This window comes from Vibrio sp. B1REV9, from assembly GCF_905175395.2.
GTDB lineage: Bacteria > Pseudomonadota > Gammaproteobacteria > Enterobacterales > Vibrionaceae > Vibrio > Vibrio alfacsensis.
This window is the reverse complement of sequence record NZ_CAJIMW020000221.1, coordinates 381,502-403,966: the sequence shown is the minus strand read 5'-3', so window position 1 is coordinate 403,966 and position 22,465 is coordinate 381,502. Positions and strand designations below refer to the sequence as shown.

The window sequence follows — 22,465 nt, the reverse complement described above, 5'->3', positions numbered from 1 at the left end:
TGGATGGGTTGCGTTACAAATGTGTAACGAATACTATGATGTGGATGCATTCACTGCGTTGTAAGGTCTAGGATGGCCTAGTGAAACTCTTTGATATTAGTGCAGAAGTGAGTCGGACTTCACTTTGTATTAGTCACGATTATTCCCTCTACTATGCTTGGAGCATAGTTCCTTTGAGATTCACTTGTTGCTATCCCGTAAGCCTTGCCGTGCATACACAACAAGGAAGAATACGATGATGAAAAACCTGCCAATTGCGGCACTGGCGACATTGGCTGCAACAAGTTTTCAGCTTAATGCCACTGCGCTTCCAGCAGATATCGAATGGATTTCAAATAACAATGAGCCGCTATTTGCTTCAGAAGAAGCGGTGAGAGGCGGAACGTACCGCACTTATATTCCGAGTTTTCCTCAAACTCTACGTAGTGTCGGTCCAGATGCGAACTCAGGGCTACGTCAATATTTAATGGACGGAACGCCAAAGCTTGCTCAACGCCATCCTAATACTGGCAAGTGGATCCCTCAATTGGCGAAAGCATGGGCATTTGGTGATGATTTTAAGACGGTTTATTTTCAGCTAGATGAAACCGCAAAATGGTCTGATGGTGAGAAGATCACCGCCGATGACTACGTGTTTATGATGAAGTATTACACTTCGGAAGACATCATTGATCCATGGTATAACGATTTCTTCAAAACAAGCATTGTTGGTGTTGAAAAAATTGATGATTACACCATTAAAGTGAATCTTGCCGTGGCACAAAGTCATGATTCGTTGATGGTATTGATCAATATGCCAAGTAATGGTTTTCAACCACGTCCGGAGCACTATTTTGATGGTGAGAAAGACGAAAATAACGATGGCATGCCAGATAACTTTGTTCGTAAATTTAACTTCAAAACAGAACCTACAGCAGCCCCTTACTTTATTGATAAAGTGAAAAAGGGCAAAAGCGTTACGTTTAAGCATGTCGGTGAAGATTGGTGGGGTTACAACAATCGATATTACAAGAACCGTTACAACGTAAATAAGGTGCGTATTACCGTCATCCGTGATCAAGACATTGCGATGAAGCATTTTGAAAAAGGGAACCTGGATTACTTTGAGATGGTTCTGCCGAATCTTTGGCACGATAAAACGGGCAGTGATGGTTATAAAAAAGGTTACATCCAAAAATACTGGGGCTTCAATCAGTCTCCTCAAGGTGCGGGTGGTTTATGGATGAATACCGCCATGCCGATGTTAGATAACCTAGAAGTGCGTAAAGGCATCATGGCAGCAACAGACTATGATGGCATGATCGAAAATATCATGCGAGGGGATTACTCTCGCAAACCCCATGGCCTAGGGTTTGGGCATGGTGAGTATGATAACCCAGATAACACGCCGCCAAAATTTGATGCAGCAGTAGCGATAAAACATTTTGAGAATGCGGGCTTTGATAAAGTCGGTTCAGATGGTATCCGCGTCAATGATAAAGGCGAACGTCTAAGTTTTGCCATTACTTATGGGTATAACTTCCTAACACCAAGAGTCGCGTATTTGAAAGAACAGGCGAAATTGGCGGGGCTTGATTTTACTTTGAATCTTGTCGATGGGTCCTCTGCGTTTAAGTACGTATTGGAGAAAAAACATCAGTTAGCTTTCTTGAATATGGGGTCAGGTGAAATCCCAGCTTATTGGGAGTACTTTCACTCAGACAATACCAATAAACCTCAAACCAATGCGCATACTAACTACAGTAGCCCAGAGCTTGATAAACTGATAGAAACGTACGATAACGAATTTGATCAGCAGAAACGCTACGAGTTGTCTCGTCAGATCCAGAAGTATGTGGGCGATGCGAACGTTATCGTGCCTGGTTATATGGTGCCATATACACGTTACGCTCATTGGCGTTGGGTCAAGATTGCCAAAGACGGTATGACAAAAAATACCGAGTGGATTTTGCACCCGATGGACATTGGTAACTTCTGGTTAGATACATCGGTTAAGAAAGAAACAGAAAAAGCAATGAAGAGCGGTAAAGCCTACCCTGAGGCAACAGTGATTGACGACCGATATAAGCTTTCTGCTAACTAGTTGAGTTATTTTCTAATTTGTTAATTAAAAAGCCCCGAAGCTCAATTGGTCGGGGTTTTTGTTTAACGCTCTAAAATGGTTACGCAGCATATAGACATTAAAAATACAAACCTAGCCCTATTAGCATACCATGTGAAGCTGTATCGTATTCAAAGGTGCCTTTATTGGCGTAATCTACCCAAGTAGATTTGTACGCAAGATTTATATCAGACCAATCATTCATTCGGTAACGGAGTCCAATCTGTGTGGCGTAAGTAAAACGGGTGTCTGCACCTAAGCCTGCATCGAGGCTCGCATGAAAGCGCCAATTATTCGTGAGGTCATTAAGCCATCTTACGCCCATCAAAAAGTCGACCCAGTCGTCTTTAATATTTAACCTGTCGACGAGAATACGATTGTCATTACGATACACTTTGCCTTTGATGTCATTGTCCCACCAACGTAAACCAAACATATAGTCAATCATTCCGAACGAATACACTTCACGTTGAAACGCTTTTGCTTCAAGCACTCCTTGGCGTACTTCCAAATCTGCACGATAGGTTACGTTAGGTAATAGACCAGACAAGTTGTTCACATCACCGCTCAAATTCATAAAGCTATAGTCGATGTAGTAGCCCCACTTGTTTTGATATACGCCCTCTAAACGAGCCATCGCTCCAATATCGATATGATCCATGATGAACTTCGGGTCAACATCCAAACTGGATGAAAAATTACCCATGGTCGCATCACCGTTTATATTGAGTGCCAACATATAGATTTCCACGCTGTGTTGCCAAGGGCTTTGTGGTGATGTTGTTTCTGCAGACAAAGTACAGGGAATTACGGTAAGTGAGGAGATAAGAGCAATGGAGGGGAGATCTATTTTAGTCATATCAACGTCCGTGTGAATGAAAATACTAAATTGATTGCGCATAATTAGCGTAGAGCATAGGTGCAAGGAATTCCAAAACACAGGGGAACAATAGGTTGAGTGATAGGTGATTGGTTGGTGGAAAGAACAAAAAACATCGCCCACTCAACTCTTATATATTTTTAACTAGAAAGAGCTTCGGTGAGTGGGCGAAAATAATCAGAGTTGTGTTGCGATTTGATCGGTTAGGTTGTTTAACCCCATAGAAAGGGCATCCACTAAAGCATCATAACCTTCATCCTGCAATGGCATATTAATCTTGATAGGAGCGCTACTCTTGGCTTTGCCATTGGCATCAATGAGTAGCCATTCCCCTTCAATTTCCGCGTTACCATCATAACTGCCATTAAACTTGCTAAGTGTCAGTTGCAGTTTATTATCGCTAGTTTGATCAAGAAGGTTATTCACTTCAACAGGCCAATATTGGCTTTGTTTGCCACGTAATTCATTGATCACACGTTGAGTGATTTGTTCAGAAATACTGTGCGCCCACTGATTGTGTTTTGCCTGAATGATTTGGGTTTCTGAAGTACGATAAACAATACCACTATCGGCGAGGTAACTTGCAAGCACTACTGGACGCACGACCAACTGAGGGCGTTGAGCGATCACTGAATCGTTTATTGTTATGGCGCTTGCTTCTGGTAATACATATAGCGCGTTCGAGTTTTCCGGTGCGCTGCTACAGCCTGCTAAAAGAGCAGAAATCAATAAAAGTCCACGTTTCATTATTTTTGCCCTCTAACTGGGATTGGATCATTGATGTCATCTTCACCAAATACCAATGAGTTTGGTTTCTCATTGAGCTGTTTTAATACAGGTTTGAACTCACTCATCACTTGTTCAAGCTCTTGCAGTGTTGATTCCATTTCACTGTACATGGTTGAGTTTGGACCGTAGCCATCCAGTGTTTTTTGCAGTTGCTGTAGGCTTTGGCGAATATCTGCCGGAATTTGTTGTGTGTCGCTTTGATTCAGAAGTTTATCAACGCTACTCGCAACACGCTCTGCAGACGCTAGCGTGCGCTCAGATGTTTTCAATGTCGCATTTAAGGAATCTAACGTCTCTTCCATCGGTAAACGGTTGATCTTGGTTAGGAACTCATTGACTTGTCGTTGAACTTGAGCAAACCCACCTTGTTTGGTTGGGAATACATCTAGTCCTTCAAACTGGCTAGGCACATAAGGTTTTTCTTCAGGATAGAAATCCGTATCAATATACAACGCCCCTGTCAGTAAGTTACCGGTTTTGAGTGTTCCTCGTAGCCCTTTAGCAAATTCGCTTTTGAGCTGCTCTTTAAACATTGGCAGTTTGGTTGATGGTAAATCCTCATACACACGACCCAGTTCGATGCGAACCAGTACAGGGATCTTCTTCGCGGAGAAATCTTCCTCTGGCGTTGGCATGCGCATCGGCACTTTCATGACGGTGCCAATACGAAGGCCTCGATACTCAACCGGAGCTTTGCGTTTTAGCCCGCGTACGGATTCTTCAAACATCATGACGAACTGAATGTAGTCGTCGTACATACCCTCTCGAACTTGTTTGACATCGTCGAATAGGCGGAACTGTGTCATGTTTTCGGTGACTTCACTGCCCGTACCTGCACCAGGAATGGTGTCAAAAGTGACACCGCCAGTGATCAAGCTTTCTAATGAACCAAACTTAACTTCAAAACCCTCTGCATTGAGCTGTAAATCAATGCCGGAAGTTAGCCAGAAGTGCGTTTTCGTGCGCACTAGGCTATCGTATGGCTTAAAGATAAACAGTTGATATAAAGCTCTACGTGAGTCGACATCAAAACTGGTTTTTTCAACTCGACCAACAGTAAACCCTTTATAGATGACAGGATCACCCACGCCGAGTTTACCTGCCTCACGGTGGGTAAGTACCAAACGTAAACCCTCAGCATCAGGCGCTGCCACAGGAGGTATATCAAGGACATTAAAATGCTCTTTTACTATTTTAGAGTTGCCTGGTTGCAGTTGGATATACGCGCCAGAAAGTAGAGTTTCTAAGCCAGAGACACCATCGCGGCCTATACGAGGTTTTACTACCCAAAACATCGAATCTTCACTCAACATTCGTTTCGCGTCTTTGTTCATTTGTGCGGTAGCAATGATGTGATCGTAGTCTTTGCTGAGCTTGACGTCAGTGATTACGCCAACTTTTACATTTAGCGCTTTAATCTCAGTTTTTCCGACTTCGATACCCTCAGCGGTTGGGAGCTTGAGTGTGATCTGTGGTCCAGTACTGGTTACGTATTGGAACAGCATCCAAGCCCCCATCGCTAGCGCAAGAATCGGCACTATCCATATCGCAGAAACCTGCTTTTTAGGCTTTATTTGAGCGGTTGTCTGATTATCGTCACTCATATTTAGCTTTCTCAGTTAAGTTATTCGTTCGTAGTTTCTGCGTATTATGATGAGGTAGTTGCCAAAGCAAACGTGAATCAAAAGTCATGGCAGAAAGCATGGTTAAAATGACTACGGCAGCAAAGGATAGCGCCGCAGGGCCTGGGTAAATCGCCATTAAATTATGCAGCTGAACCAGCGCAACTAATATAGCGACAACAAAAATATCGATCATCGACCAACGGCCAATAAATTCAGTAACGCGATACACCTTAAGGCGAGAGATACTCTCTTCGGGTGGTAAATACTGCGCTTTTTGAGCATTGTAATAGAGCCAAGCTAGCGCCAGCATTTTCGCCATGGGAATAAAAACACTGGCAAAGAAAATGACCATCGCAATCGGGTAAGAGCCAAGGTTCCAAAGCAATACCACCCCTTCCATGATGGTTGAGCCTTCTGATTTCCCGAGGCTAACGGTATACATCATCGGGTATAAGTTAGCAGGGATATAAAAAATGATAGCAGCGAATAATAATGCCCATGCTTTTTGCAAATTATCGCTCGGGTTATAGCGATGAATAGGGCTATGACAACGAATGCATTTTTGGTGCTTTTTGTCAGCGATAGGATTGAGCTGGTGGCAAGTATGGCAGCCGATGTGATTGTGGGTATGGTGCGTATCACCCTCTTTGATGTTTGGAACATCGATCACGGGAATAAAGTGGCCCCATAACCAGCTTCGGTCAACCATAGAAATGCATTTTACGACCAATACGGTATAGAGACAAAATGCCCAAAACGAGTTGCCCATCCCGATTTCTGCAAGCGCTGCAATTTTTATCAAGCTCACGAGTACGCCAATTAAGAAAACATCCACCATTAGCCATGGCTCGACACGGAAGATAATTCGGCACAGAACGGTGGCCGTACGTTGGTGCTTCTTAGACAACGTGTTTTGGCGAGTTTTTAGGGCTTGGAGATGCAGAAAGAGAATAAGGCTGACGTAAATACCGGGAAGGACCAATACTGTTCCAAGTAGCAGCGCACCGAGCAAGGCATTATGAAATTCAGCCAACATTTTGGCCGCATGCATTAACGTAATTTCTTGCGATAAGCCTTGTACGCTAAATGACATAAAGGGAAATGAAACACTCAATACCAACATAATCAAACACGCAACAGATACCGCAATGATGCTTTGGTAAGGTTTGGCATTGATTTTTGTCAGTGAATGATTGCAGCGAGGGCAATGTGCTTTTTGCCCTTGATCGATGTCAGGAATGCGAACCACTAAGCCGCATTCTTCACAGGCAATCAGTTGTTGTGAGTTTGGTTGAGTATTCATTCAGTAACTATTTTTGAAAGTTAGGCAGTAAGAATACTATTTTTTTGCAATATGCGCTTGTTTTACTTGGGTATAGCTTTCGATTACTTGTCTCTAGATCAGGGTTACATAGCTATAGCACCTGTTTACTTGGAGTTTGAGCCTACAGATGCACGACGCACAAGGATTGGCATAAAGAGTTTACACTCAGAACGTTCCATTTCTTGACCTGCAACCAACTGTAGGGAAAGTTTCACCGCTTCGTTTGCCATTACTTGAATTGGGTAGCGAATGGTTGTCAACCGAGGGTATATATAACGGGCGATATGGCCATCATCAAAGCCAATGACGGACATGTGCTCAGGGATGTTAATGCCATTTTCTTGCAGTAAGGTCATACAGCCAGCGGCCATATAGTCATTGTAGGTAGCGATTGCCGTCACCGGAGTGTTTTTGGCTAACAAGTTGACAATGGCCTGCTCACCGCCAGTTTCATCTGGCTCACCATATTCAATGTACTCTTCGCGAATCTCGATGCTGTTGTCGCGCAGCGCATCTAGATAGCCTTCGCGTCTGTCATGAGCATCTTCGATATCATGATTTGAGCAAAGATAACCAATATGTCGATGACCATTACGAATAAGATGCTCCGTCGCGATGTATGAACCTTTACGGTTATCGAGAGCAATACAACGAGAAGCCATGTTTGGTACTACTCGGTTGATTACGACTAGGCCGGGAATATCACCTGCGAGTGATGTGAGCTCGGCATCGGTCATGCCCTTACTGTGGACTACTAACGATTCACATTGGCTGTCGAGCAGCATATTAATGGCATTGCGTTCTTTGAGCGCATCGTGATAACCACTACCAATAAGAAGCTGCTTTCCTTGCTCGTTTGCAATGGTGTCGATGGCTTTGACCATGGTGCCAAAAAACGGTGCCGATACATCGTTAACTAAAACACCAATGGCATTTGAGGATTTGTTCACCAAAGCACGAGCATTGGCATTGGGGCGATAACCAAGTTTTGCCATTGCTTCTTTAACAGCAACAATAGCTGCATCACTAGTGTGAGGCGCGTTATTGATCACGCGAGATGCGGTTGCAATGGATACGCCTGCTTCTTTTGCGACGTCTTTGATAGTAGCCATAGGGAGGGAACTCAGGATCTGAAATTTGCTTTATTTAACAATGCAAAGCGGATGAACTCAAACACCCAAGTGAGAATAGTGGCGGTGTATCAAGCTTTTAAAACAAATAGAAGTCGCTTGAACAAAAAATCCCCAAGCCGAAACTTGGGGATAGAACCACACTGACGTGTTGTGGGGTTATTATGTTTCTTTGGACGTGTTATTGAGCAGGCTTGAATGTCACTCGGTACGCGTATTGATTGTCCGTTAATTGGAATTCTTTGTGTACGCTTGGACTCCAAGAGTCATCACCGCCGACACCCATGTGTTTATGGTCTATGCGCACATAAATCTTCTCTTCTGCAACCAAATCGTTAGTGTGTTTCGCTGCTGCTAAGTGCTGCTGAGCGTACTGACCCACATTGAACTGGAAGTCACCCGAGATTTCTAACTCATTCACTTTCAACCATTGCGTACCACAACGTAGACCGCTATCGGTTGGGAAAATGTACGGCGTATGCATTTGCTCAAGTGTTTGTGTGTGCTGGCCAAAGCGCGCAGCTGCCAAACGATCTGGGTAGTTTTCAAATGGACCTAAGCCTTGCCATGTGATCGGCGCGTTTTGCTTGTTTAATGGCAGTTCTAGTTCCAAACCGATACGTGGCATTGGTGGTAAATCATCAGCCAATTTCACGTCGACAGCCAATGCCATCTCACCGTTATTGCTCAGGGTGTGCGTCCAAGTCGTGATCGCTTGTACTTCACCATTAAAGTGGTAAGCGAACGTCGAAGTCACTTTCACCGCATGTGCCAGAGTTTCACTGTGGCAAACGACGCATTGGCGCTCCCACTGGCCGATACCCGCCATATCCCAACGACACATCCAAGCGTTTGGATCGACGTTGTCGATTTCGCTCACGCCGATGTCGTTATCCAGTGGCGCACGGAAGAAGTTATCTTGTGGTGCCGCGAGCATTTGTGCTTCGCCATCGACACGCCAGTCGGTCATTAAGCCCGTTTGGTTATCCCAACGCCATTGATGTTTTTCATCCAAGCTAGACACCAATATGGTGTTGTCTTGCTGCGTTAGCATTGGCGCTGGTTGCGTTTCCAATGTTGGCAGAGCAAGGCCTGCTGTATTGCGTAGTGACATTTGCTCAGAAGCGACTAGGTGTTCTGCGTCTGCCCAAGGCGTCGCAGCAATCAGAGTAATGTCGGTATTTAAGTGGTATTGCGCTTCCGCTTTTGGCGTGAAATTAAGGGCAATCTCAATGCTTGCTTGGCTGTCGGCTTCTACGCTAAGAGCGAATGAACCCGTTTGGATAACTTTGCCATCTTCCAATAGTGACCAGTTCAATTGCTCATTATCGGTCGCGCGGAACAAGTTCTCGTTAGTTACCAATAGTGTGCAAGCTTCTTTGTTTTGTTCTTGCAGTGATACGGTGATCATGCGTTGGCAGTATTTTGCTTCTTCCAACGTTGGATGAACCGTGCGATCTGGGAAGATCAAACCGTTGATGCAGAACTGACGGTCATTGATTTCATCACCAAAGTCGCCGCCGTAGGCCCAGAAGTGTTGACCGTTCTGATCCCATTGGCTCAAGCCTTGATCCACCCAATCCCAAATAAAGCCGCCTTGTAGGCGAGGGTAATCGCGGAACGCATCCCAGTAATCATTAAAGCTACCCAGACTGTTGCCCATCGCGTGTGCGTATTCACACAAAATCAAAGGGCGAGTTTCATTTGGCAACGACACCCATTTCTTGATTGCCCATTTAGGCACAGCTTCGTCTTCAATGACCGTATTCACGCGCGCGTACATTGGCGCAATGATGTCGGTTGCTGTGGTGTTTGAACCACCGCCTTCGTACTGCACTGGGCGAGAAGGATCGTAGTTTTTAGACCAAGCGTACATCGCATTATGGTTGCTGCCGTGACCGGATTCGTTACCTAAAGACCAGATGATGATCGATGGGTGGTTTTTATCACGCATCACCATTTGGGTGTAGCGGCTCATGTAAGCGTGCGCCCATTGTGGATCGCTCGATAGGCGATTCATTGGCTGCATGCCATGCGTTTCGATGTTCGCCTCATCGCACACGTACAAGCCGTATTGGTCACACAGTTCGTACCAACGAGGGTGGTTTGGGTAGTGCGCCGTACGTACCGCGTTGAAGTTGTATTGCTTCATCAGGCAGATGTCACGGATCATGTCTTCTTCTGTCATCACATGACCAAGCTCTGGGTGATGTTCGTGACGGTTCACACCGCGGATCAGCAAAGGCTTACCGTTTAGCTTCAATTGGCCATCGGTGATTTCGACTTTACGGAAGCCCACTGGGTACGCTTCGCTTTCTAGGTGCGTGCCGTTTTCATCCAACAGTGAAACGACTAAGCGGTAAAGGTTCGGTGTTTCCGCTGTCCATTTCTTTGGCTCGCGTACGTGCAATGTTTGGAATACCACGTCATCCCACGTGCCACGCTCGTCAATGCGACGGTTGTGTGGACAGTCGATGCGAGGTTCTGTTACGGCTTGTTCGCCATCAAACAGCTGCACTTGAACTTGGTAGCTATCTGGCGCAGAAATCGAAGTCACAACCGACAGAGAACCATCGCGGTAACACGCGTCTAAATCCGGTGTGATGAACACATCTTCAATGCAGTGCTGTGGCTTAGACAGCAAAGTCACGTCGCGGAAGATACCGCTTAGCCACCACATATCTTGATCTTCTAGGTAACTGCCATCACACCAGCGAATGACCATTACCGCTAAGCTGTTGTCACCTGCGACAAGGTAAGGCGTTAGGTCGAATTCAGATGGTAGGCGGCTGTCTTGACTGTAGCCGACCCAAGAGCCATTACACCAAAGGTGGAAAGCGGAGTTCACGCCATCAAAGATAATGCGCTGCGTATTGGCTAAATCTTCTGCGGAAAGTGACACGGTAGTGCGGTAGCAACCCGTAGGGTTATCACTTGGTACAAATGGTGGGTTCACTTCAAACGGGTACTTTACGTTGGCGTAGATAGGCTTATCGTAGCCTTGAAGTTGCCAGTTAGATGGAACAGTAATGTCATCCCAGTTGGTGTCGTTGAATTGCGTTTCAATGAACTCACCATCAACTTGCTCTGGTGCATCAAACAGTTTGAATTTCCATTGTCCGTTCAGCAATTTTCGCTGAGCATGAACACCATCGCGTGCATGGTCAATATTGCGGAAGCTGGAAAGAGGGCTATGAGCCTTAAGGCAGTGAATGTTCACTGATTGTGGGTTTTCCCAGTCGCGTCTTTGGAGAATGTCTGAAAATGCCTTCATGGTGTTCCTACTTAACTTTTTGTTTCTAATTTTGTTTCGCTCCCGCAATAGGTGCAGAAGCGAGTGAGTCTGCATTTTTGTCGTGAAGCGTTATTTCGCTAATTGCTTCACGAGATAATCATTCGCTTGAGTAAAGCCTTGCTGTTCCGCTTGATTCGCAATCTCAGCGGCTTGTTTTACATCGTTATCTTTGAGTGCTGTATCGATTTGAGATTGATACAACGACCATTCGTCTTGCGTTTCTGACGATGCAGCCGGCATTAACTCTGTCTTGGTTGTTTCATCGGATTGTGTGCCCAATTCAGCCAACAGTGTTAGCACGGCATTGTTGTTGGAGGCACTTACCGTCACGTCGATAACACCAAAAGGTTGGTATTTCGCCTTGAGGGGAAGTTGTTTATTGCCAATGACGTTTTGCGATTCAGCGTAAACTTCTTCTTGGCGCTTACGGTTTAGTTCCGCGCCTAATACTGATGGATCTGAAGCAATCACGATGTACTTCGCACCGTTGAGTTGCGGGTTTATTGTTACCACTTTCTCGATACGCTCCAAGCCGCGCATGCCCGTTGTGTGGTAGTTAAAGTCTTTCGCTGAGTAATCGTTTAGAAGCTGCCATTTTGCGTCATAAATAAGAACGTTCGCAGCAAATAGCGCGTTATTATCAACATAAGAGCGCACTAAGAAAGAAAATGGCGCATCAGACGAAATCTGGTAGGTCATCACTGGCAGTGCTTGTGATGATGCGGAACCTGAAGAAAGTAAAACCGCGCGGCTTACGCTTGGCAAATCTGCATCCATGACCATTTGCTGGTGGAATGGAACCGATAGGGCAGTCAGAGGCAAAGACGCCAATGTTGAGCAGCAAGCTTGATTGCTCAAATCGGTATTGAACGCTTGTTCTGGTAAGCCACTGCATGCTGTTAGAGACAGTGCAATAAATAAAGTAGCGAGCGGTTTTAGTTTCATCTGTTTTGTCCTGTTTGGGGGGAGCACGTCGCTCTCCCCATTGGGTTCAAAAATAGTAGCCGGATTGGGTTACCACCATGTTTCGACGTTAAAGCCGAAAGTTACTTCGTCTACATTTTTCGCATTGATACTTTGTGCCTGACCATAGGTTTCAGAACCACGGTTCCACTCGTCGGTTTTTTCTGAGTAGGTTGCGAATAGACGAATGGATGGACGAGCCCAAACCCCTTTACCTGCTTGAAACATTTGTGCCACGGTCACTTTGTACATGTCGTTAGTACCTGCGCCGTTTTGTGCTTCAACCGATTCGTAACCAACTTCTAGTGCGGTTGCCATGTATTCGGTCCAGCTGTATTGAGGGCGAGCACCAACGCTAAACCATTTATCACCATCGTTGTTATCAAGATTTTTGTCTTGGTATGCGATGGAATACATCACTTGGAAATCTTCATTCACGTTCAGATCGCCAGAGTTGAAGATTCGCCAGCTGTAACCATCATGCTCAACACCTGTGCTGTACTTGCGATTAGATCCACCTTCAGCACTCATCAGGCCGCCAGCCAGCGCATCAGTTCCATATTGGAAAGCGAACGTATTTGAACCGTAGTCCCAAGCTTGGCGGTAAAGCGCTGAGAGCATAGCGCCAGACGTGGTGATGTCGCTTTGGTCATAGCTAGAGTTTTGAGTGAAAACGTAGTTCAAGCCAACGGTTAGATCCGCGCTGTCGCTCAGTTCAATGTCGCTTAGTCGAGCATCAATGTTGTGAAGCGTACGGTCATCAGCGCTGGATTTTGGTGCCATCCACGCAATATGACCTTTTGCAAAGCCAAGATCCCAGTTTTCAATACCGATACCTGTGCTTGAGGTATCCCAGTATTTGATATCGATCATGTGGACTTCATGACGACGGTAAAAACGTTCACCAGCCCAAATCGTGGCATCTGCTTGACCATCGAACAGACCGTGACCCGCAGACCACATTTGAATAAGGCTAACATCACCCCAGCTTTCACCACTGCCAAGGTATAATGTAGTATCAAAGTAGGCCTCGCCTTGCTGCCAAACGTCCGCTTTTACGCCTGCTTCCCACCAGTTCAACTCATTACCAAGACGATAGTTACCGTAACCTTGGGTTGCACGAATCACGTCATTACGTTCACCTTTTCCGTCATTGTGCTGGTCGTTATCGGTGTAAATGTTGCCCCACTTGGCGTAGCCAAAGTACGTTACGTTTTCCACTGCTGCGATCCCAGCAAGAGGGGCTAGGGCTAGGGTTAACCCAAGCGCTCTTACAAGCGTCTTTTGTTTCATGAAGTGTCTCCATTTTATTTTTATTTATGGATTTGTTTTTTTATTTGAGTCCTAACTCGCTGCGCAGTGTAAATAAACTCTGGAAACGTTTTCATGATGAGGTTGGCATTTTTGGTCTATTGACGGGTTTATTACTATTTTGTGTGATTTTGATCTCTTAATTTTGCTCATTCGGCAAATGTTAAGCTCGATTTTTAAGATAGTTGTCTGGAATCGTTTTCTTGATCTGGGGTGTATGTGGATAAAAAGTTGGCGGGTGGTGAGCTAGGGAAATAGTAAAGATGGTTTTAAGGCGTTGTATTTGCTTATTTATATTGAGGTTGTGAAAAGTTGGAGGAGGAAAGGTAGCCCAACTGAAGTCAATTGGGCGTGTGAGACAAAGAAGTCTATACAGCAAGTGTTTGTGGCTGTTGAGCTCACGGCAATCGCTAGTATCGTCAAGCTGGGATTATGAGTTAGGACCCAAGAGAGACACTCCACAGGAATCTCGAAGTCCTAAGAATACGGTGGTCGGTTAACCACTGCAAGGGGCGAACGGGCTAAGTGAGTGTTATGTAGGCAAATGAAATCGTGCATTCATAAAGAAGATCGAGTAAACGGTGAAATTCTATAGTTTTATTGATGTTTTTATGGTTTTAGGTTGTTGAATTATAACTTTATTTTTTATTTCTATGTTTTGGTCTGGACTGGGTCTAGATTGGGTGCTCTGCTTTTCGTCATCTGTAAAAACGCAAATGAAATGACGGTTTGAAGTGAAACATAAGGCAAGAACAACAATAGTACACTAATTAACAGTTTTGAAATTAGATTGTAAACGTTTCCATGAATTTGGTGTGGGTCACAGATTATTTTGTTTTTTTCATTATGATGCGACGTAATTTCCAGTTCCAAGGTAAGACAAGATGATGGATAAAGCATTGATTGAGCTAGCAGGTCAGCAGACGCAATTGATTGTAGAGTTAGGTGAGTACGCCGAGATCCTACATTGGGGACAAAAAGTCAGTGGTGATCTTGAACGTTACCGCCTAGCTCTGCAACGCCCTGTGCCATACGGACGGCTAGATGCAGACGTTTCAATGACTCTGCACCCTGAGCTTGGTCGCGGTGTGTTTAGTAGTCCTGGTGTAGAGGGGCATCGTAACGGACAAGATTGGGCGCCTGTGTTTGTTATCACGGATATTCAACAGACCAAAGATAGCTTAGTGATTGCAAGCGAAGACACTATTGCAGGCTTACACTTAACGACAGAGCTCAAGCTAGATGCACACGATGTAGTGAAAACTCGTCATACATTGACTAACGCCAAATCGGGCGTTTACCAAGTCAACCGTCTTGCCAATACCTTACCTTTACCCGCTCGTGCAAATGAGCTGATGACATACTACGGCCGTTGGGTGCACGAGTTCCAAACTGTTCGCCAGTCTTTATTGCAAGGCGGTTACCAACAAGAAAACCGCCGTGGACGTACCTCACATGAGCATTATCCTGCGCTTGTTGTTGGTACAACAAGCTTCGATGAAATGAGCGGTGATGTGTGGGGCTTCCATTTTGCATGGAGTGGTAATCACAGATTGCGTGTGGATGTAAAAGCGGATGGCCGTCGATACATGCAAGCGGAAGTCATCTATTTGCCAGGGGAAATTGCGCTGAACGAGGGGGAAAGCGTAACCACTCCATGGCTGTATGCGAGTCACAGCCATACTGGCCTTAATGGTATGAGTCATCATTTCCACTCTCATGTACGCGAAACGATTTTACCGAGAGATTTCACGGACAAACCTCGCCCGATCCACCTCAATACGTGGGAAGGCATCTACTTCGACCACGATCCAGAGTACATCATGTCGATGGCAACTCAGTCGGCGGAGATGGGGGTTGAACGCTTTATCATTGATGATGGTTGGTTCAAAGGGCGCAACGGTGACAAAGCTGGGCTAGGGGATTGGTTCCTATGTGAAACTAAGTATCCAAAGGGTTTGCAGCCGATAGTTGAGCACGTGAATAAACTCGGTATGGAATTTGGTCTGTGGTTCGAGCCAGAGATGATCAATAAAGATTCGGATTTATACCGTACTCATCCAGAATGGTTATTAGCCGTTGACGGTTACGAGCAGCCAACAGGTCGCAATCAATATGTGATTAATCTGCAAAACGACGATGCATTTAATTTCTTGTTTGAGCGCTTGGATCATTTCTTATCGACTTACAACATCGCCTACATCAAGTGGGATATGAACCGTGAAGTTGTACAGCCAGCTCACCTTGGTCAGGCTGCGGCGCACAACCAGACTCAACGCTACTATGATCTAGTGGATAAAGTTCGTGAAAGACACCCGAATGTAGAGATTGAATCTTGCGCCGCTGGTGGTGGCCGTATTGACTTTGAAGTGTTGAAACGTACTCATCGATTCTGGGCTTCGGACAACAACGACGCACTCGAGCGTCAAACCATTCAGCGTGGTATGAGCTATTTCTTCCCGCCAGAGGTCATGGGCAGTCACATTGGAGCAAGCCATTGTCACAGCACAAGGCGTCGCCACAGCATTGAATTCAGAGGTCTGACGGCACTGTTTGGTCACATGGGCATTGAGCTTGATCCGGTGAAAGAAGATCAAGCAGAAAAGCAAGGTTTTGAGCGCTATATTAATCTGCATAAAATGCTGCGCCCACTGTTGCATAGCGGTCGAACATGGCGTGTGCCAACTGACGATAAAGCACATCAAATTCATGCGGTTGTCTCAAACGATCAATCGGAAGCAGTGGTGATGATTGCGCAGCTTGCGATGCCAACTAATTCGCTAAGTGGCCACTTGCGATTACCGGGGTTAGATCCAAAGGCGACATATAGCGTGTCCGTTTTAGATAAACCATCGAATTACGATGATATCGTTAATTATCAGCCACCTTGGACTGAATCGGGTTGCGAACTGTCAGGAGCTTGGTGTGAAGAAGTGGGATTAACTATGCCAATTCTTGATGCAGAAAGTGCAATGTTAGTGAAGTTTGAGCGTATTAGTTAACACTTTTCACTAAACTTCGCGATATTAGCGACATATCGATTATAAATCGTCAACGTATGCCGTGCATCCTATAAGGTTGTACGGCTTTTTGCGTTGTATTTTTATCAGTTAAATTGAAATTGTTTTCAGTGTCTAAATTATTAAGTTTATGATAACTAGCTAGTTTTTATTAGGTTTGGTCACGTTGTTTGTCTGAAATATTGTTCGATGTCTCATTTTAAAAACTTCCCTGTAAACGTTTCCATAAAGTGGTAATGGATCACAGTAACAAAAGTGGCAGGTCAGTAGCATTAGCATCGAAATATAAATAAAAGACGTCGACGTTATGAATTCTAGTTAGGGGAATGAATAGCAGTACGACACTAAGGAACGATTATGTCTGATAAAATTACGCTACAAACCAAGCTGTCTTACGGTCTTGGCGCACTCGGTAAAGACTTTGCCTGTGCACCTATCTACATCTTCTTAATGTTCTACTTCACTGACGTAGCCGGCTTGTCTGCTGCTTTCGTTGGTACCATCTTCTTAGCCGCTCGTATTATTGATGCGATTACTGACCCAATGATGGGTGTGATCGTTGACAACACGCGCTCAAAATTCGGTAAATTCCGTCCTTGGATTGTGATTGGTACGCTTTTAAACGCAGTAGTGCTGGTTGGCCTTTTCAGTACTCACATGTTTGAAGGCACTACGCTTTACATCTATGCAGCAGCGGCATACATCCTTTGGGGTCTAACGTACACCATTATGGATATCCCTTACTGGTCAATGATTCCTGCGTTATCAAGCTCTCGTCAAGAACGTGAAAAGCTTGTGGTATGGCCACGCCTATTCGCGAGCCTTGCATGGTTCATTACTGGTACTTACGGTCTTCACATTGTTGGCGAGCTTGGTAACGGCAACCAAGGCAACGGTTTCTTCAATGTAGCTATGTTAATCGCGGTTCTGTTCGTGATGAGCGCATTCTTAATTGCGCGTAACGTAAAAGAAAAAGCAGCACCAGCAAACGCAAAACCAGCAGAGAAATTCAGCTTCAAAGACGTTTTGACTATCATCGGTAAAAACGACCAGCTTAAAGCGCTGATCGGCACGGTTCTGTCTTTCCAAATTGCGAACCTATTGGTTGGTGGCTTCGCGATTTACTACTTCTCTTATGCACTGGGTAACGCAGAGCTATTCCCAGTTTACATGGCGGTTGCGGGCGCAGCAGAAGTGGCGGGTGTGTTCTTGTTCCCACGTCTTGCAGCATTCCTTCCACGCAAGCTTCTATGGCCTATTGCTTGTGGCTTCCCAATTCTGTCTTGTGTACTTCTACTACTGATGGGCTTCATCGCTCCAGCTAACGCACTAATGATTGGTATGGCGGGTGCGGCAATTAAATTCGGTGTAGGTATAGCGAACGCGCTGCAAACCGTAATGCTGGCTGACGTTGTGGACTACGGTGAGCACAAAACAGGTCGTCGTAGCGAGAGCGTTATCTTCTCAGTACAAACCATGCTTGTGAAATTCGCAGGCGCAGCAGGTGGCTTCATCGTGGGTGTGGGTCTGTCTGTTGTGGGTTATGTGCCAAACGTAGAGCAATCAGCAAGCACCATCATGGGTCTAGAATTTATGATGATTGGTCTGCCAGCGATTATGATGACAATCAGTGGTGTGATTTATCAACGTTACTACCATCTGCACGAAGGCTTCAACAAAGAAGAAGCTGAGCAACAAACTCAAGTTGAAAGCGTACCAGCACAAGCGTAATCGACCGCTTTCACTTAAGTACCTTAAACTCAATTTAGTCACTAAGTTAAAGCGCCTCCAGAGATGGGGGCGTTTTTTTAGATCCAAATTTTATTAGCGAAAGTGGGCACGCTAGGTAATAATTTCAATTGCTTAAGGATGGATTTACCTTTATTAAGGATTGTGATGAAAAAGCGCACCCGCATCTCGTTAAGAACGGTTCTAGGGCTGATGTTTATCTTCTGCACTTTCGTAACCGCTAGTGTGGCGATTACTCTGCAATATCATTTTGCTAGAAAATCAGAGCTTCAGCATACCCTTACTCGATATCAGGCGATCGCCACGGGTGTCTCGGGTTATTTATCTGATCTACAAAACTTAGCGGAGACCGTTGTGCGCAGTGGGGCTCAGTTGGTGTCACTGACGGGGGTAGATACTGCTCAAAAAAGTATTGTTATTCCGCTGTCTAAACTACTGGTTAGAGAGCCGAACATTCACAGCATTTTTGTCGCTAAGGCGAACAATGAGTTCTTCCAGTTAATCAATCTTTCTTCGGAACAAATACGTTCCCGTGTGGAGGCGCAACTAGGAGATAAATGGTTGCTGGTTGTTCATAGTGGAGTGAAAAGAGATCGCCGTAAGGTAAGTATTTACTTTGATGAAAACTTCGTTTCACGCCACGTTTCAGAAGAATTCAGTAACTTTATTCCGACTCAGCGTAGTTGGTTTCAAAGTGCTGATTATGATGAAATCTATAACACCTCTCCTTATCTCTTTAATACGCTAAAAGTGCCTGGTGAAACTTTTTCAATCAAGGTGCCGGAGTCTGATAGCGTGGTTGGGGTAGACATTCTTCTTTCCTCGTTAGAAGCGCAACTAACCCACCGTTTTGTAGAAAACAAGAAAGTTTCAGAAGCAGAAGCATTTATTTATAAAGCGAATGGACGTTTGATTGCAACCAACAAGATGCTCGATGTTGAAGATCAATTGCCGTCAGTTCTACCATTGAGTTTGTCTGATGAGCAAAGGGCTTTGGTAGCAGCAACGCCTGAGCTTAAAGTCTCCAATCAAAACGATTGGGGGCCAGTTGATTATACCGTCGGTGGACGCCCAAAAGGTTTCTCGATTGATCTGTTCAAGATGATTGCTGAAATGACAGGCTTAAAGTTCAAGTTTGTGAATGGCCGAAGCTGGGATGAACTAGTGAGTGACTTTGGGAAAGGTGATATCGACATCCTTCATTCGATTGCCGATCAAGATGATCTCTCTTATCTCGGCGTCGTTGGTAATCCTCTTTATCATGCGAAATTTGCTTTTCTGACCAAAGAAGAAAACCAACATATCAATACACTTGATCAAGTCAGTAACAGTAAAATCGGTTTGCTGAAAGGGTGGAGTATTCAAGATGATTTGAAAGAAGCTTACCCGGAAATGACGATCATCAGCTATGCCTCATTACATGATGCCATTGATGGGGTGATGAATGGCGATATTGTCGCAGTGCTTGATATTCGACAAATTTTGAACAACAAGGTACGAGAGGCATTTCGTCAGAACTTAGCGATCACTTTGGTTAAGGACTCGAATCTTTCTAGCGCTTTTTACTACTTGATAAATGAGGAACAAAGACCTTTAGTTGAGATCATTAACCTTGCCATTGATGCCATCACTCCTGAACAAAGAAAAGAGTTGCGTGAAAAATGGTTCGAGGGCGAGACGGCACAACCCCCTTATACTTTCACGCCTTACGAAGAGTTGGTCAAATTTGCTCAAGTCCCTAACTTCACTGATTCGGTCCAGAGGGTTACTCTCGATGGTCAAGACAAGTATGTGTTTGTTTCCAAATTAACCTACAAGGAAGAGCGTTATTTTGCGGTGGTGATTCCAGAATCCTATGTAATGGCAGGGGTCAATGAAGCCACCTTATATGCGGTTGGTGCTTCTTTATTTGTGCTTGCGTTGCTAATTCCTGTGGCATGGATGATGGCCAAACCGATTTCGGAGCCCATTAATGCCTTAAGAAAACAAGTAAGATTCGTGAGAGACCGTGAGTATGAAAAAGTGCAGCGTGTGCATTCTCGTATCGAGGAGATTCACCAACTAGGGCTTTCGGTAGTGCGAGGCAGCAACTCACTTAAGGAATTTGAGCAAAGGCAAAATGAGTTCTTTGAGTCTGTGATTCAACTTATCGCCCGAGCGATCGATGAAAAGTCTCCGTACACGGCAGGGCACTGTAACCGTGTTCCTGAGATTGCGTTGATGCTGGCAGAAGAAGCAGAGAAATCAGACCAAGGTGCGTTTGAAGCGTTCACTTTTGAAAATGATGAAGAGCGTCGTGAATTCCGCATTGCCGCTTGGCTCCATGATTGCGGCAAGATCGCCACGCCTGAGTATGTGGTTGATAAAGGCAGTAAGCTAGAAACCAACTACAACCGCATTCACGAAGTGCGCATGCGATTTGAAGTGCTGTGGCGAGATGCGCAGATTCAATACTTACTTAAAAAGCTAAAAGCCTTAGGTATTGAGGATAAACCGAAGCAAGCACTTGAACAAGAGTTTGCAGAGTTGCAAGAAGGGTTTGAGTTTATCGCCAATGCAAACGTGGGTGCAGAGTTTATGTCGGAGCAAGACATTGAACGCCTGCACAAGTTGGCCGAGAAAGAGTGGACGCGTTACTTCGATTGCGGACTAGGTTTATCGCCATTGGAAGAAACACGCTATCAACCACAACCAACACCGGCTACGGAGAAGTTACTTTCTGACCGTCCTGAGCATGTAATTGAACGTGAACAGTCGTTTGATCTTGACCCTGAGTTTGGCATCAATATGACGGTGCCAGAGAAACTCTACAACCATGGCGAATTGTATAACTTGGCCGTACAGCGCGGTACGTTGTCAGCAGAAGAACGCTTTAAGATTAATGAGCACATGATCAGTGGGATCAAAATGTTAGAAAGCATACCATTCCCACCAGAACTCGATCGCGTACCTCGCTACGCGACTACGCACCACGAAGCGATGGAAGGTTTTGGTTACCCGAGAGGTTTGATGGGTGAGGAATTATCAATCCCTGAGCGCATTCTGGCAGTTGCAGACATATTTGAAGCGTTAACCGCAGCTGATCGACCTTATAAGAAAGCCAAATCATTGAGTGAGGCAATCAACATTATGTCGAAAATGGCACTCGGTGGGCACATTGATAAAGATGTCTTTAAGCTTTTGCTCACCAGTGGCACTTATTTAAGTTACGCCAAGCGCTACCTACCGGATGAGCTTATCGATGATGTTGATATCGATGGTTATTTAGAGAAGCTATCTTAGCTTTCACAAGCCCGAAGATTGTGCGTAAGAGCCTAAATTCTTACGCACACTTTTACGCGCCAATTATTATGCGAAAACCTCATACATTAAAGTCTTGTTCAAACTTGGTTTTGACAAAGTCGATAAAGGTGCGCAGACGTTTAGGTTGGTAGCGGTCACGGTGAAAAATGGCGGATAGTGGTACGGATGGGATTTCCCATTCCGGCATCACCTTAATTAATTCACCTTTCTCGACTTCCTCGTCACAGTAACTCAGTGGCACACGAATAATTCCGTTACCGTGTAGTGCGCCCATCACAAGTGCGCGGCCGTTCTTACAACGCAGATTGCCTTTCACTATCACATCACTGTGCTCTTTCGGGTTAGCAACGTTGCGGTAACTCCAGCGAGTGACTGAGCCGGTTAGGGTGCGGTGTTGCGTCAATTCTTTGGGTACCAGAGGCTCACCATACTGTTTAAGGTAGTCAGGGCTGGCAAGCGTGACCATATCAACTATCATTAATTTGCGTGCGATAAATCCGGCACTCTCTAACTCTCCCATGCGAAACGCCACATCAAACTGATCTTCAATCAAATCAATTCGTGGCGAAGAAAAGTCCAAATCAACCACTACGTTTGGGTATTGCTGCATAAATTCACTCACGTACTTGGCGATGATATCTTCACCAATGTAGCCGCCAACACAATTTACGCGCAGTAAACCTCGAACTTCTTGGGTATCATCCACAGCTGCGATTAAGGCTTGGTCGATATCATGAAGTGCTTTTTCACACTCTTTGTAAAAGCGTTCACCTGCTTGAGTTAACCGCAACGTACGTGTCGTGCGGGTGAGTAGTGTCACGCCCATTTGGGTTTCTAGCCCACTGATTTGTCGAGATACATGAGAACGTGACACCGAAAGAGCTTCAGCAGCTTTAGTGAAATTACCCAGTTGCGCGATCAAAACGAACGAGCGAATGTCAGCAAGGTTTATTTTATTGAGCATGTTGAATGACT

The 22,465-nt window shown here is 45.1% G+C and carries 13 protein-coding genes; 4 read left to right on the top strand and 9 right to left on the bottom strand.

Annotation, left to right across the window (positions count from 1 at the left end):
• Positions 1-235: 235 nt before the first annotated feature.
• On the top strand, positions 236-2,083 hold the full coding sequence (locus KHN78_RS02250; protein WP_211919669.1) for an extracellular solute-binding protein: 1,848 nt from the start codon (positions 236-238) through the stop codon (positions 2,081-2,083).
• Positions 2,084-2,180: 97 nt separating this feature from the next.
• Here KHN78_RS02250 and KHN78_RS02245 read toward each other — a convergent pair whose 3' ends face one another.
• From KHN78_RS02245 to KHN78_RS02210, 8 genes are all read right to left on the bottom strand, one after another.
• Positions 2,181-2,960, bottom strand: coding sequence for a hypothetical protein (locus tag KHN78_RS02245; protein WP_211919668.1), 780 nt, complete (start codon positions 2,958-2,960; stop codon positions 2,181-2,183).
• A gap of 198 nt (positions 2,961-3,158) precedes the next feature.
• Positions 3,159-3,728: a membrane integrity-associated transporter subunit PqiC gene (locus tag KHN78_RS02240; protein WP_211919667.1), complete on the bottom strand. Its 570-nt coding sequence runs from the start codon at positions 3,726-3,728 to the stop codon at positions 3,159-3,161.
• Complete coding sequence (pqiB, locus tag KHN78_RS02235) at positions 3,728-5,374, bottom strand: intermembrane transport protein PqiB (RefSeq protein ID WP_128811193.1); 1,647 nt, start codon at positions 5,372-5,374, stop codon at positions 3,728-3,730. The genes KHN78_RS02240 and pqiB overlap by 1 nt, the downstream gene beginning before the upstream one ends.
• Positions 5,367-6,698, bottom strand: a complete 1,332-nt coding sequence (locus tag KHN78_RS02230; protein WP_211919666.1) for a paraquat-inducible protein A — start codon at positions 6,696-6,698, stop codon at positions 5,367-5,369. Before KHN78_RS02230 ends, pqiB begins: the two co-directional genes overlap by 8 nt.
• A gap of 125 nt (positions 6,699-6,823) precedes the next feature.
• The gene (locus KHN78_RS02225; RefSeq protein WP_211919665.1) at positions 6,824-7,831 is read right to left on the bottom strand and encodes a substrate-binding domain-containing protein; all 1,008 of its coding nucleotides are present in this window, start codon (positions 7,829-7,831) and stop codon (positions 6,824-6,826) included.
• Between the two features lie 199 nt (positions 7,832-8,030).
• Positions 8,031-11,123 carry a beta-galactosidase gene (locus tag KHN78_RS02220; RefSeq protein WP_211919664.1) on the bottom strand — a complete coding sequence of 1,031 codons (3,093 nt, stop codon included), beginning with the start codon at positions 11,121-11,123 and terminating at the stop codon, positions 8,031-8,033.
• A gap of 90 nt (positions 11,124-11,213) precedes the next feature.
• Entirely contained in the window at positions 11,214-12,089 is an 876-nt protein-coding gene (locus KHN78_RS02215) for a MalM family protein (RefSeq protein ID WP_211919663.1), read from the bottom strand.
• Positions 12,090-12,158: 69 nt separating this feature from the next.
• Entirely contained in the window at positions 12,159-13,400 is a 1,242-nt protein-coding gene (locus KHN78_RS02210) for a carbohydrate porin (RefSeq protein ID WP_211919662.1), read from the bottom strand.
• A gap of 902 nt (positions 13,401-14,302) precedes the next feature.
• On the opposite strand from KHN78_RS02210, the gene KHN78_RS02205 reads away from it, so the two are divergent.
• The 3 genes from KHN78_RS02205 (at position 14,303) to KHN78_RS02195 (ending at position 21,469) form a co-directional block, all read left to right on the top strand.
• Positions 14,303-16,420 (top strand): alpha-galactosidase, encoded by a 2,118-nt coding sequence (locus KHN78_RS02205; protein ID WP_211919661.1) that lies wholly within the window; start codon positions 14,303-14,305, stop codon positions 16,418-16,420.
• A 375-nt stretch (positions 16,421-16,795) separates the two neighbouring features.
• Positions 16,796-18,169 (top strand): melibiose:sodium transporter MelB, encoded by a 1,374-nt coding sequence (gene melB, locus KHN78_RS02200; RefSeq protein WP_211919660.1) that lies wholly within the window; start codon positions 16,796-16,798, stop codon positions 18,167-18,169.
• Positions 18,170-18,334: 165 nt separating this feature from the next.
• Entirely contained in the window at positions 18,335-21,469 is a 3,135-nt protein-coding gene (locus tag KHN78_RS02195) for an HD domain-containing phosphohydrolase (protein WP_211919659.1), read from the top strand.
• A 79-nt stretch (positions 21,470-21,548) separates the two neighbouring features.
• On the opposite strand, the gene KHN78_RS02190 is transcribed toward KHN78_RS02195, so the two are convergent.
• Positions 21,549-22,454 carry a LysR family transcriptional regulator gene (locus tag KHN78_RS02190; RefSeq protein WP_211919658.1) on the bottom strand — a complete coding sequence of 302 codons (906 nt, stop codon included), beginning with the start codon at positions 22,452-22,454 and terminating at the stop codon, positions 21,549-21,551.
• Positions 22,455-22,465 lie beyond the last annotated feature (11 nt).

What these genes read in the sequence shown, in the direction of transcription:
- KHN78_RS02250 (WP_211919669.1), top strand. Translation starts at nt 236, where the DNA reads ATGATGAAAAACCTGCCAATTGCGGCACTGGCGACATTGGCTGCAACA.
- KHN78_RS02245 (WP_211919668.1), bottom strand. Translation starts at nt 2,960, where the DNA reads ATGACTAAAATAGATCTCCCCTCCATTGCTCTTATCTCCTCACTTACC.
- KHN78_RS02240 (WP_211919667.1), bottom strand. Translation starts at nt 3,728, where the DNA reads ATGAAACGTGGACTTTTATTGATTTCTGCTCTTTTAGCAGGCTGTAGC.
- pqiB (WP_128811193.1), bottom strand. Translation starts at nt 5,374, where the DNA reads ATGAGTGACGATAATCAGACAACCGCTCAAATAAAGCCTAAAAAGCAG.
- KHN78_RS02230 (WP_211919666.1), bottom strand. Translation starts at nt 6,698, where the DNA reads ATGAATACTCAACCAAACTCACAACAACTGATTGCCTGTGAAGAATGC.
- KHN78_RS02225 (WP_211919665.1), bottom strand. Translation starts at nt 7,831, where the DNA reads ATGGCTACTATCAAAGACGTCGCAAAAGAAGCAGGCGTATCCATTGCA.
- KHN78_RS02220 (WP_211919664.1), bottom strand. Translation starts at nt 11,123, where the DNA reads ATGAAGGCATTTTCAGACATTCTCCAAAGACGCGACTGGGAAAACCCA.
- KHN78_RS02215 (WP_211919663.1), bottom strand. Translation starts at nt 12,089, where the DNA reads ATGAAACTAAAACCGCTCGCTACTTTATTTATTGCACTGTCTCTAACA.
- KHN78_RS02210 (WP_211919662.1), bottom strand. Translation starts at nt 13,400, where the DNA reads ATGAAACAAAAGACGCTTGTAAGAGCGCTTGGGTTAACCCTAGCCCTA.
- KHN78_RS02205 (WP_211919661.1), top strand. Translation starts at nt 14,303, where the DNA reads ATGATGGATAAAGCATTGATTGAGCTAGCAGGTCAGCAGACGCAATTG.
- melB (WP_211919660.1), top strand. Translation starts at nt 16,796, where the DNA reads ATGTCTGATAAAATTACGCTACAAACCAAGCTGTCTTACGGTCTTGGC.
- KHN78_RS02195 (WP_211919659.1), top strand. Translation starts at nt 18,335, where the DNA reads ATGAAAAAGCGCACCCGCATCTCGTTAAGAACGGTTCTAGGGCTGATG.
- KHN78_RS02190 (WP_211919658.1), bottom strand. Translation starts at nt 22,454, where the DNA reads ATGCTCAATAAAATAAACCTTGCTGACATTCGCTCGTTCGTTTTGATC.